Source organism: Enterobacter sp. Acro-832 (genome assembly GCF_011752745.1).
Lineage (GTDB): Bacteria > Pseudomonadota > Gammaproteobacteria > Enterobacterales > Enterobacteriaceae > Enterobacter > Enterobacter quasiroggenkampii.
This window is the reverse complement of the sequence record NZ_VWWX01000003.1, coordinates 580,762-592,899: the sequence shown is the minus strand read 5'-3', so window position 1 is coordinate 592,899 and position 12,138 is coordinate 580,762. Positions and strand designations below refer to the sequence as shown.

Here is a 12,138-nt window from a genome sequence, read left to right as displayed (position 1 = left end):
ACGGTTCAGAACAGCAGTGATGACGAGGTGTCGAACGCCGCGCGACGGCGCTTTTCGGCGCTCATCTGTTCAAGCTTGTCGCGATCCACGCAGACCAGCGCGTGTGTCGGACACGCTTCCATACAGGCCGGGCCGGCCTCACGGTGGTAGCAAAGGTCACATTTGTTGGCTTCGGCTTTGTCCGCGCGCACGCTCAGCCCCATACCGCTGTTGCGCACTACCGGACGGACCACCACCTCCATCGCGCCATACGGGCAGGCGACCACGCAGGTTTTGCAGCCAATGCAGCGCTCCTGCATCACGTGCACAAAGCCTTTCTCGCGTTTAATCGCCCCGTTCGGGCAGACGTTCGCGCACGGTGCGTCTTCGCACTGGCGACAGATGGCGGCGGTGGAAATATTCACGCCTTTGATGACGTGGATGCGCGGCAGGAAGGTGTCAGGGGTAAGCGACGCGCAGTCCTGCTCCGCCTGATGGGAAACCACGCACGCCACTTCACAGGTACGGCAACCAATACACTTACTGGCATCGGCCATAATAAAACGGTTCATCTGCTTCTCCAGCATTACAGTTATGCGCGGAGATATTCATAAACCGTGCCAATAATTAACTTATTGATTTTATTTCATTTTAAAAATTAAAGCGGTGCCGTCATCGTCACTTATGACGATGACAGCTGTCGACATCAGCGGTGCGGGCCGTCAATAACCGAGTCGCGCAGGACAAGCTCGCCGGAGAAAATTTGCTGATATTTAAACTCACCGCCGTCGAGCATAAAGATCAGGCGGCTGATGGTCTCTTTGATCATCTCCGTTACCGGAATGCGGACGCTGGAGAGCGACGGTACAATGTAAGGCGCGATGGCCACATCGTCGAAACCGATCACCGACACCGCGTCCGGCGTGGCCACGCCGCTGTCGTGCAGTTGCTTCATGGCACCGATGGCCATATCGTCATTGCTCGCCACCAGCGCCGTAAAGCGCTCACCCCGAGCAAGCAGTTCGGACACCGCCGCCGCGCCGCTGGCGGGGTTCCACTTCCCCTGCGCAATCAGCCCCTCGCGCAGCGAAATACCGTGCTGCGCCAGCGCGTCCTTATAGCCGGAGAGACGCTCAACCCCGGTGGGAGAATCCAGCGAGCCGGTGATAAAGGCGATCTCACGATGCCCTTTCGCAATCAGTTGTGACACCGCGTCCTGGCTGGAGGCTTTATGATCGGACCACACGCTGTGGCTGCTGTTTTTCCGCAGGCGGCGGTTGAGCACCATAATGGGCTGCTCGCACTTCTCGACGATCTCATCCATCTCTTCCACGCTCAGAAAACGCGGATAGATGATCACCGCGTCGCAGCGCATATCGAGCAGATACTGGATCGCCTCGCGCTCTTCATCGGCGCTGTGCTTGCCGTCCGCGAGGATCAGCTGCCGCCCTTTCTCCTCCGTCATGCGCGCGGCGTGAAACAGCAGCTCGCTAAAGTAGACGCCGTGATACAAGGTGTTGGTCACCACCAGGCCCAGCGTCTGGGTACGTTTGGTCGCCAGGTTGCGCGCCAGCAAATTTGGGCGATAGCCGCTCTCTTCAATGGCCTGAAACACCCGATCTTTGGTCTCCTGGCTGACATAGCCATTGCCCGACAGCACCCGGGATACCGTGGCTTTCGAAACGCCTGCCCGCTTCGCCACTTCAAGCATCGTGGTCATGTTGTTATTCCGTCTGAATCTGATGGAGCGCAGTGTACTGCACTGCAGAAAAATTGTCGCAGCGGCGACATCACGCTTTGGGTTCCTGCTGGTGATCGGAGTCACGAAATAAAAAAATGGTCAAAAAGCGATCTTGTTTCATTCATAAAAACTCATGATGATTATGTGGAACCGGTTTCCTACATTTCACACAACGATAACAGGATCACATCCGATGGCCAAAAATTACGCTGCGCTGGCGAACGACGTTATCAGCGCGCTGGGCGGCAAAGAGAACATCGTCGCCGTCACCCACTGCATGACGCGACTGCGTTTCGTTCTGAAAGACGAAACCCTCACCGACGCCGCGCGCCTGAAAAGCATCAGCGGCGTGCTCGGCGTGGTGCGTAACGACAACCAGTGCCAGGTGATTATTGGCAATACCGTCTCTCAGGCGTACCGCGAGGTGGTAAGCCTGCTGCCCGCTGACCTGCAGCCCGCGGTGCCGGAAGGCCCGCAAAAGCTGACGTTACGCCGCATTGGCGCCGGGATCCTCGACGCGCTGATCGGCACCATGTCCCCGCTGATCCCGGCGATCATCGGCGGCTCGATGGTCAAGCTGCTGGCGATGATCCTTGAGATGACCGGCGTGCTGCCCAAAGGCGCGCCGACGCTCACCATTTTGACCGTCATCGGCGACGGCGCGTTCTTCTTCCTGCCGCTGATGGTGGCGGCCTCGGCGGCGGTGAAATTCAAAACCAACATGTCGCTGGCGATAGCCATTGCGGGCGTGCTGGTGCACCCGAGCTTTATCGAGCTGATGGCGAAAGCCGCGCAGGGCGAGCACGTTGAGTTCGCCTTTATCCCGGTGACGGCGGTGAAATACACCTACACCGTCATCCCCGCGCTGGTGATGACCTGGTGCCTGTCGTACATCGAGCGCTGGGTGGATCGCATTACCCCGGCGGTGACGAAAAACTTCCTCAAGCCGATGCTAATCGTGCTGATTGCCGCCCCGCTCGCCATCGTGCTGATTGGACCGCTGGGCATCTGGATCGGTAGTGCGATCTCCGCGCTGGTCTACACCATTCACGGCTATCTGGGCTGGCTCTCCGTGGCCATCATGGGCGCGCTGTGGCCGCTGCTGGTCATGACCGGCATGCACCGCGTGTTTACGCCAACCATCATTCAGACCATTGCCGAAACGGGCAAGGAAGGGATGGTGATGCCCTCGGAAATTGGCGCCAACCTGTCGCTCGGCGGTTCGTCGCTGGCGGTGGCGTGGAAAACCAAAAACCCGGAGCTGCGCCAGACGGCGCTGGCGGCGGCGGCCTCCGCCATCATGGCGGGGATCTCTGAACCGGCCCTGTACGGCGTCGCAATACGTCTGAAACGCCCGCTGATTGCAAGCCTGATCAGCGGCTTTATCTGCGGCGCGGTTGCCGGTATCGCGGGTCTTGCCAGCCACTCGATGGCGGCACCGGGGCTGTTTACCAGCGTACAGTTCTTCGACCCGGCGAACCCGATGACCATCGTCTGGGTGTTTGGCGTGATGGGTCTGGCAGTGGTGCTGTCGTTTGTTCTGACCCTGATACTGGGCTTTGAGGATATTCCGGTCGAAGACGACGCCGAAAAAGCGCGCGCCCTGCAGACCGCACCGGTACAGAACAACGCAGCAAAAGCATAAATTGAAAGCGAGGTAAGAATGTCTGTTTTTCCACAAGGATTTTTATGGGGCGGCGCGCTTGCCGCCAACCAGAGTGAAGGCGCTTACCGTGAGGGCGGCAAAGGGCTGACGACGGTCGATATGATCCCCCACGGCGCGAACCGCCTGGCGGTGAAGCTCGGTAAGGAAAAGCGTTTTTCGCTGCGTGACGACGAATTCTACCCGAGCCACGAGGCGATTGATTTTTACCATCGCTATAAAGAGGACATCGCCCTGATGGCGGAGATGGGCTTTACGGTGTTCCGCACCTCGATCGCCTGGAGCCGCCTCTATCCGTACGGCGACGAACCGCTGCCGAACAAAGAGGGTATTGCCTTTTACCGCGCGGTGTTCGAGGAGTGCAAAAAATACAACATCGAGCCGCTGGTGACCCTCTGCCACTTCGACGTGCCGATGCACCTGGTGACGGAGTACGGCTCCTGGCGCAACCGCAAAATGGTGGATTTCTTTGCCCGCTATGCCCGCACCTGCTTCGAGGAGTTTAACGGGCTGGTGAAATACTGGCTGACCTTCAACGAAATCAACATCATGCTGCACAGCCCGTTCTCCGGCGCGGGGCTGGTGTTTGAGGAAGGCGAAAACGAAGACCAGGTGAAATACCAGGCCGCGCACCACGAGCTGGTGGCGAGCGCGCTGGCGACTAAAATTGCTCACGAGGTGAACCCGGAAAACCAGGTCGGCTGCATGCTGGCGGGCGGTAACTTCTACCCCTACTCCTGCAAGCCGGAAGACGTGTGGATGGCGCTGGAGAAAGACCGCGAGAACCTGTTCTTTATCGACGTGCAGGCGCGCGGCAGCTATCCGGCCTATTCTGCCCGCGTGTTCCGCGAGAAAGGCGTCGTGATTGTTAAAGATCCGGGCGATGACGAACTGCTGAAAAATACCGTCGATTTTGTCTCGTTCAGCTATTACGCCTCGCGCTGCGCCTCGGCGGATATGAACGCGAACAACACCAATGCGGCGAACATCGTCAAATCTCTGCGCAACCCGCACATTCAGGTGAGCGAATGGGGCTGGGGCATCGACCCGCTCGGCCTGCGCATCACCATGAACATGATGTACGACCGCTACCAGAAGCCGCTGTTCCTGGTGGAAAACGGCCTGGGGGCGAAAGATGTCGTTGATGAAAACGGCGAGATTAACGACGACTACCGCATCAGCTATCTGCGCGAGCATATCCGCGCGATGGGCGATGCGATTGAGGACGGCGTGCCGCTGATGGGTTACACCACCTGGGGCTGCATTGACCTGGTCTCGGCCTCAACCGGTGAGATGAGCAAGCGTTACGGGTTTGTGTACGTTGACCGCGACGACGCCGGGAACGGCACGCTGGAGCGGAAACGCAAGAAATCGTTCGGATGGTATCAGAAGGTGATTGCGAGTAACGGGGCGGATCTGGCGTAGCCTGTTTTGCCGGGTGGCGGCTTCGCCTTACCCGGCCTACAAAACCGTAGGCCCGGTAAGCGTAGCGCCACCGGGCGCTGCTCAGAGCTGAGAAAACCCTCCGTCTCCAGCCCACCCGGCTAGTCGTGAATACACTACCTCCACCGCCTCCTTCACCGGCGGCGTCATCGGGTAATAAAACCCGACAATGTCCGGCTGAATGCCCAAAAACAGCACCTCGCCCACGTCACCTTTGATCTGATCCACAAGGTAGTTCAGCGGCATATTGTGGGTGGTCATCATAAACATCTCGGCGATGTCGTCCGGGTCAATCAGGCGGATCTCGCCGGGGTTGAGTCCCATATCGGTGGCATCGACGATTAACAGCCTGTCCGGACGCAGCTCGCGAATGGCCACCACGTCGTTTTCCGGGGCGCTGCCGCCGTCAATCACCACCCAACTGCCCTGCGGGTTCGCGGCGCACATCTCCGCCAGCAGCGGACCCGCGCCGTCGTCACCCATCATGCTGTTGCCGACACACAGTAAAACGTCAGTCACGTAATCTCCTCACCATCAGGTAGATGGCACTCTCCTGATGAATATCATGCAGCATACCGAGCAGCGTTTTGCTCCACGCCTGCTGCTCCGGGGTTTGTCTGCCGAGCGCCGCGTCAAAGGCGTTGGCGAGCATGGCAATGTGGTTCGCATCGATCACGATCTCACCGTACTTCGGCACACCTTCCATTTTGCGCCGCGCCGTACTGCCCTCCTCCAGCGTGGCAATCCACGCCAGGTATTCCGGCCACGGGCAGCTCAGTGCGGCCTCCAGGCAGTCAATCACCCCGAGGTGATGCCCAATCGCCAGGCTGTAATAGACCACCTGCTGCGCCGCATCCGGCGTGGCATCGTTCTCATCAATAAACTTACGGCTCAGCTGGCTGAACACCACCGTTTCACTCATCGGATACGCGCCTCATCGACGATGCTGTTCAGGTTCGCCACAATCTCATTGAGGCGCGGATCGTTTTCCGCCTCCAGCCAGCGTGCGACCTGATGCTCGCCCTGGCTCAGCAGGCGCAGATAGTCGTCGGCAATCTGACGGCCGTAGCGATAGCCCGCCAGCCTGCGCGCCGTGCGATCGACCTTCACCCGCAGCGGCTGCACCATGTCCGGGTGCAGAATGGCCGCAGCCTGGTTGTCGAGCTCGCCCGGCTCGCGGGCGTGGATTTTCTGCTCCAGCAGGCCGAGCGCCATCGCGAAGCCGTACAGCGTGGCGGCGGGCGTCGGCGGACAGCCCGGAATGTAGACGTCCACCGGCACGATTTTGTCGGTGCCGCCCCAGACGCAGTAGAGGTCATGGAAGATGCCGCCGCTGTTGCCGCAGGCGCCGTACGAGATGCAGATTTTCGGGTCCGGCGCGGACTGCCAGGCGCGCAGCGCGGGCGAGCGCATGGCGCGGGTGACGGCCCCGGTGAACAGCAGGATGTCCGCATGACGCGGGGACGGCACCACTTTGATGCCGAAGCGCTCGGCGTCAAACAGCGGCGACAGCGTAGCGAAGATCTCAATCTCGCAGCCGTTGCAGCCTCCGCAATCCACGCGGTAGACGTAGGCCGAGCGTTTGATTTTTTTCAGCAGCGACGCCTTCATGCTGGCGATGGATTCGTCCACCGTCATCGGCACCGGAATGCCGTTAGCGTCGCGTGGGCCAAGTAAATTGTCCATCAGCTGGCCTCTCTCATGTGGCGGGTGATATCAATGCGGTCGGACGGCAGCAGGCACTTCTGTCGCTTGCACGCCGGACAGGTTTCAAAGCTTTCACGGTGATGCTCCGCGCGGGCGTCGCCGTTGTGCTGCAGCAGCGCGATGGCGTAGTCGATCTCTTTCTGCACGGCGAACGGGCGCTGGCAGACGCGGCAGTGGCACAGGTCAAAGCGCGACTGCTGCAGGAAATCTTCTTTCTTCCACACCGCCAGCTCGTACTCCTGCGACAGGCGAATGGCGACCGTCGGGCAGACCTCTTCGCAGCGGCCGCAGAAGATGCAGCGCCCGAGGTTAAACTGCCAGGCCAGCTCGCCGGTTTTGAGATCCGTTTCCACCGTTAAGGCGTTCGACGGACAGGCGTTGACGCAGGCCGCGCAGCCGATGCACTGCTGCGGGTTGTGTTCCGGCTTGCCGCGAAAGTTTTTGTCGACCGGCATCGGCTCCAGCGGATAGCGGCTGGTCTGCGTGCCGGTTTTGATCACTTTTTTGATAAAGGTAAACATGACGAATCCTTATTTCAGCGGCGAGTTCTTACGCTCGATGCTGTAGCGCTCAAGCTCTTTATACGGCACCACCTGGCTTTTCTTCTTGCGCACGTCCACGACGGTCATGCGGTCGGTGCAGGAGTAGCACGGGTCGAGGCTGCCGATGATCAGCGGCGCATCAGACACGGTGTTACCGCGCAGCATGTAGCGCAGGGTTGGCCAGTTGGCGTAGGTCGCCGCACGGCAGCGCCAGCGGTAGAGCTTCTGGTTGTCGCCGGTCATGCTCCAGTGAATGTCGTCCCCGCGCGGCGCTTCGGCAAAGCCGAGGGCAAAGCGGTTTGGAATGTAGGTGAAGCCCTCCACCATCAGCGGGCCGCCCGGCAGGTTGTCCAGACCAAAGTCGATCATATTCAGCGCGGTGAACACCTCGTTGATGCGCACCTTCAGGCGGGAGATGACGTCGCAGCCCTGCTCGCTGTGCACGGTCATCGGCAGCAGGCCGTAGCCGACGAACGGGTGATCGGCACGCGTGTCGCGGGCGTGGCCGCTGGCGCGCACCATCGGGCCGACGTTACTGAAGTCGCGAGCGATCTCCGGATCGAGGCGGCCAATGCCGACGGTGCGCTGCTCGATGTTGGGCGTGCTGAGCAGCATGTCCACCAGCTCCTGCACGTCGCGGCGCATCTGCTGCGCCAGCTGGCGGGTCTGGATCATGTCATCCTTCAGCAGGTCGCGGCGGATCCCGCCGATCAGGTTCAGACCGTAGGTTTTGCGCGCCCCGGTGAGGATCTCCGCCATCTTCATCGACGCTTCACGCACGCGGAAGAACTGCATAAACCCGGAGTCAAAGCCGACAAAGTGGCAGGCCAGGCCGAGGTTCAGCAGGTGCGAGTGCAGGCGCTCCACCTCCAGCAGAATGGCGCGGATCATCTGCGCGCGTTCCGGCACCACGATCCCCATGCCGTTCTCCACCGAGGTGGTGTAGGCGGTGCTGTGGGCGAAGCCGCAGATGCCGCACACGCGGTCAGAGAGGAACGTGACTTCGTTGTAGCCCATGCGGGTTTCCGCCAGCTTTTCCATGCCGCGGTGGACGTAGAACAGGCGGTAGTCGGCGTCGATAATGTTTTCGCCGTCGACGAACAGGCGGAAGTGGCCCGGCTCGTCGGAAGTGACGTGCAGCGGGCCGATCGGCACCACGTTATTCTTCTTGCTGCCCAGCTCGTTGATGAATTCGTAGGTTTCACTGTCGGTGGTCGGGGCCGGACGCTGGCGGTAGTCCATGCTGTCTTTGCGCAGCGGATAGAGTTCGTCCGGCCAGTCGTCCGGCAGCACCAGACGGCGTTCATCCGGCAGACCAACCGGCACCAGGCCATACATGTCGCGCACTTCACGCTCGCCCCAGACGGCAGCGGGCACGCGCGGCGTGACGGACGGGTATTCCGGTTTATTCGGGTCAACCTCGACGCGCACGGTGATCCAGCACTTCTCGCCCTGCTCCATCGACATCACGTAGTACACCGCGTAATTACCGCACAGCTGGCGCTCGTCGTTACCGAACAGCACCGACAGCCAGCCGCCCTGCCGGTAGTAGAGAAACTCCACCACTTCTGGCAGATAGTTCACCTTTACGGTGACGGTGATCTGGTCTTTGGTTTGCCAGGACTCCTCCAGCACCACGCCGGGGAAAGCCTGATGCAATGCGGCGAGATACTGCTGACCTTTCTTTTCTTCAGACATAAACACTCTCTTTAATCACGCCACCAGCAAGGAGACGAACGCTAAAAATGCAAAACCAAACCCGGCCCAGGTGATGCGGGACGTTTCCACAAAACGCAGGCGCGCCATGCTGTTTTCGAACAGGGCAATGACCAGCACGCCGACCAGCAGCTTGAGGGCGGCAACCACGACGGCCAGCAGCAGACCGCCCGCGGAGAAGTGCGTCATCTGCCCCCACGGGAAGAAGACGCCGACAAACATCTGCAGCACCACCAGCTGTTTAAGGCTGATGCCCCACTTCAGCACCGCAAAGCCGTAGCCGCTGTATTCGGTGAGCGGTCCTTCCTGCAGTTCCTGCTCGGCTTCAGCCAGATCGAACGGCAGTTTGCCCATCTCGATAAAGGTGGCGAACGCGCAGGCGCACAGCGCCAGCACCAGCGGAAGGGAGCGGGCAACCGGCCAGTGGTACACGGTGTGGGTGATAAAGCTGATGTGCGTGGAACCCGCAACCTGCGCGGCAACCCACAGCCCCAGCAGCAGGATCGGCTCAACCAGCACGCCGAGCATCGCCTCGCGACTGGCGCCGATGCCGGTAAACGGGCTCCCGGTGTCGAGACCCGCAATCGCAAAGAAGAAGCGGGCGATGGCAAACAGGTAGATCAGCGTAATCAGATCCCCGAGCGCCGGCAGCGGCGAAGCCACCGTCACCACCGGCAGCGCGGTGGCGATGGTGAGCATCACGCCCACCATCACGAACGGCGTCAGGCGGAAGACCCAGCCTGCGGCATCCGGCGCCACGCTCTGGCGAGAAAGCAGCTTGAAGAGATCGCGATACTCCTGGAGTACGCCAGGCCCGCGACGGTTGTGCATCCGGGCGCGCACCACGCGCGTGATGCCCGACAGCAGCGGCGCGGCGGCAAACAGCACCAGCGCCTGAAGAATTGCCAGTAACAGACTCATGTCAGGCTCCTCGTGAAATCACAACGATCACCAGCACCGCCAGCTCGATAACCGCCAGACGGCGGAACAGCGCGGGTACGGCAGCGCTCTGCCAGCCGGGTACCCAGCGCACCGGGTTCAGCCAGTGGCGCAGCTTCAGCACGGCGGCAAAGTTCTCTTTCACCGGCATAGCGAAACCGTGGGCAGTGATGACCATCGACTGTTCGTGTTCGTAGCCGCAGGCCCATGCTGCACCGCGCGAGCGGGAGGTGAGCCGGTCGCGTTTGAAGAACAGCATCAGCACCAGCGGCAGCAGCGGTGCGCCGATCAGCAGCAGCGCGATCATGGGCTGGGAAACGGTGGTGTTCGCCGCGGTCAGCGGCAGCGGAATGGCATTGCCCAGCAGCGGCAGCAGCCACGGTGCGGCGACGCCGCCCGCGATGCAGCACAGCGCCAGCGCGACCACGCTTACGCCCATCAGTAGCGGTGCGCAGCAGGCGTTCTCAGCCTCACGCGTACGCGGTGCGCCGAGGAAGGTCACGCCATAAACTTTCGCCATGCACATCACCGCCAGCGCCCCGGTAATCGCCAGACCGACCGCCAGCAGCGGCCCCAGCAGACGGGCGATAAACGCCTCGCTCTGACCGAGGGAGAAAAAGGACTGATAGATTACCCACTCCCCGGCAAAGCCGTTCAGCGGCGGCAGCGCGGCCATCGCCATCAGCCCGACCAGCATCGCCAGTGAAATCACCGGCATCTTTTTGCCAATCCCGCCCAGCTTTTCGATATCCCGATGACCGGTGCGGAACCAGACGCTGCCCGCCCCGAGGAACAGGGTGCTTTTAAACAGGCTGTGGTTGATCAGGTGATAAAGACCACCGATAAAACCGGCCGCAATCAGCGCCGGTTGATTCAGCGCCAGCCCAATCACGCCCGCGCCAATGCCGAGCAGAATGATGCCGATATTCTCCAGCGTGTGGTACGCCAGAAGACGCTGGATATTATGCTCCATCAGCGCGTACAGGCCGCCGACGAAGGCGGTGATCATGCCCGCAATCAACAGCACCACGCCCCACCACAGCGGCGGTTGTCCACCGGTCAGCGTAATTGCCAGGATCCCAAACAGACCGACCTTCATCACCACCACAGAAAACAGCGCGGCGGCGGGCGCGGAGGCATTCGCATGCGCCTGCGGCACCCAGCCGTGCAGCGGGATGATTCCGGCGAGCAGGCCAAAGCCGAGCACGCCCAGCAGCCAGACGTCATTCCCCAGCGGATGCCCGTTAAGCGCAGCGAAGTCCAGCGTGCCGAAGCGCTGCCACACCTGCCAGCAGGCCAGCGCCAGCAGCAGCGTCCCGAGGCGTCCCAGCGCAAACCACAATTTCCCGGAGGCGCTGCAGCCCGTCAGGAACACGCCGCAGAGCGCCATGATCTCCGCCATCACCACCAGCGCACCGAGGTTGCTGGCGGTAACGGTACAGACCGCCGTCGCCATCAGCAGGTTCACCAGCAGGCCGTTGGCTTTAGCGTGCGGGTGGCGATGCCACTCGATATTGAACAGGCTGATAAACAGCCCGCACAGGCCAAACGTCACCAGCCAGAGGGCGTTCAGCGGCGTAATCTCAACGGTGTGGCGAACCAGCGGTATGAGGGTGTCAACGGATTGTCCGCCGAGCAAAACAACGCCGCCTGCCGCCAGCGTCAACAGGCTACCTGCCGCCCCGCCGATCCCGGCAACTCCGCCGCTCAGGGTTTTATGGAAGGAGAAGATCGGCGCCAGAATAGCTGCGGCAATAAAACAGGCTACCGCGCCGGTAATCATTATGGCCGCGTTCATTTCGCCCCCTCGTTAAGCGCCTGTAGCAGAGAAAGGTCGCCAAAATCACTGTTGATGGTCAGCTCGCGCTTGCGCTTGCTGGTACGGGCGATGTCGCGAATGTTAACCAGAATCAGCGCTTTCGTCGGACAGGTCCGTACGCAGGCCGGGCCCTGTTCATCGAAGCTGCACAGGTCGCACTTCACCGCCACGGCACGGATGCCGGGCACCCAGTCCAGCAACGTACTGACGCGTGCAGGCGCCGGCGGCGCGGGCGGGGCTTTAGGCGAGTTGGCATTGGCCGGAATATGCAGCGGGCGGCTGCCGGAAAATTCAATCGCGCCGAACGGGCAGGCAATGCCGCACAGCTTGCAGCTTACGCACAGGCTTTCATTCAGCTGGACTGCGCCATCCACGCGGGTGATGGCATTTACAGGACAGACACCCGCGCACGGGGCATCTTCACAGTGATGGCAGAGCTGCGGGGCAGACTCTTTTTCATTGCGCATGACGTGCAGGCGCGGCATGGACTGCAGCCCATGCAGGCGATGCGTTTCCGAACACGCCGCCTCACAGGTTCGACAGCCAATGCAGACCGTCGAGTCAGCAATTACAAAACGGTTCACCGGGT

Annotated in this window: 12 protein-coding genes; 2 read left to right on the top strand and 10 right to left on the bottom strand. The window is 61.1% G+C overall.

The features are described 5' to 3' along the window. Positions 1 to 5 precede the first annotated feature (5 nt). Both hydN and F3J31_RS14250 read right to left on the bottom strand, forming a co-directional pair. Entirely contained in the window at positions 6 to 551 is a 546-nt protein-coding gene (gene hydN / locus F3J31_RS14255; RefSeq protein WP_032643033.1) for an electron transport protein HydN, read from the bottom strand. 134 nt (positions 552 to 685) lie between these two features. Continuing rightward, positions 686 to 1,699 (bottom strand): LacI family DNA-binding transcriptional regulator, encoded by a 1,014-nt coding sequence (locus F3J31_RS14250; RefSeq protein ID WP_045908510.1) that lies wholly within the window; start codon positions 1,697 to 1,699, stop codon positions 686 to 688. A gap of 214 nt (positions 1,700 to 1,913) precedes the next feature. Between F3J31_RS14250 and ascF the strand changes: the two genes are divergently transcribed. Together ascF and F3J31_RS14240 are read left to right on the top strand one after the other, a co-directional pair. Beyond that, entirely contained in the window at positions 1,914 to 3,365 is a 1,452-nt protein-coding gene (gene ascF, locus F3J31_RS14245; RefSeq protein WP_024907719.1) for a PTS cellobiose/arbutin/salicin transporter subunit IIBC, read from the top strand. Between the two features lie 18 nt (positions 3,366 to 3,383). Continuing rightward, positions 3,384 to 4,808 (top strand): 6-phospho-beta-glucosidase, encoded by a 1,425-nt coding sequence (locus F3J31_RS14240; RefSeq protein WP_167213739.1) that lies wholly within the window; start codon positions 3,384 to 3,386, stop codon positions 4,806 to 4,808. Between the two features lie 81 nt (positions 4,809 to 4,889). On the opposite strand, the gene hycI is transcribed toward F3J31_RS14240, so the two are convergent. From hycI to F3J31_RS14200, 8 genes are read right to left on the bottom strand one after another with little or no spacing between them, the layout of a single operon-like run. Then, the gene (gene hycI / locus F3J31_RS14235; protein ID WP_045908508.1) at positions 4,890 to 5,345 is read right to left on the bottom strand and encodes a hydrogenase maturation peptidase HycI; all 456 of its coding nucleotides are present in this window, start codon (positions 5,343 to 5,345) and stop codon (positions 4,890 to 4,892) included. After that, a complete protein-coding gene (locus tag F3J31_RS14230) occupies positions 5,338 to 5,748 on the bottom strand; it encodes a formate hydrogenlyase maturation HycH family protein (RefSeq protein WP_023294422.1) in 411 nt (136 codons plus the stop codon). The genes hycI and F3J31_RS14230 overlap by 8 nt, the downstream gene beginning before the upstream one ends. Continuing rightward, a complete protein-coding gene (locus tag F3J31_RS14225; protein ID WP_104950236.1) occupies positions 5,745 to 6,512 on the bottom strand; it encodes an NADH-quinone oxidoreductase subunit B family protein in 768 nt (255 codons plus the stop codon). Before F3J31_RS14225 ends, F3J31_RS14230 begins: the two co-directional genes overlap by 4 nt. Next, positions 6,512 to 7,054, bottom strand: coding sequence for a formate hydrogenlyase complex iron-sulfur subunit (locus tag F3J31_RS14220; protein WP_008499573.1), 543 nt, complete (start codon positions 7,052 to 7,054; stop codon positions 6,512 to 6,514). Before F3J31_RS14220 ends, F3J31_RS14225 begins: the two co-directional genes overlap by 1 nt. Before the next feature lie 9 nt (positions 7,055 to 7,063). Next, positions 7,064 to 8,773 (bottom strand): formate hydrogenlyase subunit HycE, encoded by a 1,710-nt coding sequence (gene hycE, locus F3J31_RS14215; RefSeq protein ID WP_045908505.1) that lies wholly within the window; start codon positions 8,771 to 8,773, stop codon positions 7,064 to 7,066. 15 nt (positions 8,774 to 8,788) lie between these two features. Then, complete coding sequence (locus F3J31_RS14210; protein WP_111967750.1) at positions 8,789 to 9,712, bottom strand: respiratory chain complex I subunit 1 family protein; 924 nt, start codon at positions 9,710 to 9,712, stop codon at positions 8,789 to 8,791. 1 nt (position 9,713) lies between these two features. Next, positions 9,714 to 11,528 (bottom strand): formate hydrogenlyase subunit 3, encoded by a 1,815-nt coding sequence (hycC, locus tag F3J31_RS14205; protein WP_167213737.1) that lies wholly within the window; start codon positions 11,526 to 11,528, stop codon positions 9,714 to 9,716. Then, positions 11,525 to 12,133 carry a 4Fe-4S dicluster domain-containing protein gene (locus F3J31_RS14200; protein ID WP_023308971.1) on the bottom strand — a complete coding sequence of 203 codons (609 nt, stop codon included), beginning with the start codon at positions 12,131 to 12,133 and terminating at the stop codon, positions 11,525 to 11,527. The genes hycC and F3J31_RS14200 overlap by 4 nt, the downstream gene beginning before the upstream one ends. Between the last annotated feature and the right edge of the window lie 5 nt (positions 12,134 to 12,138).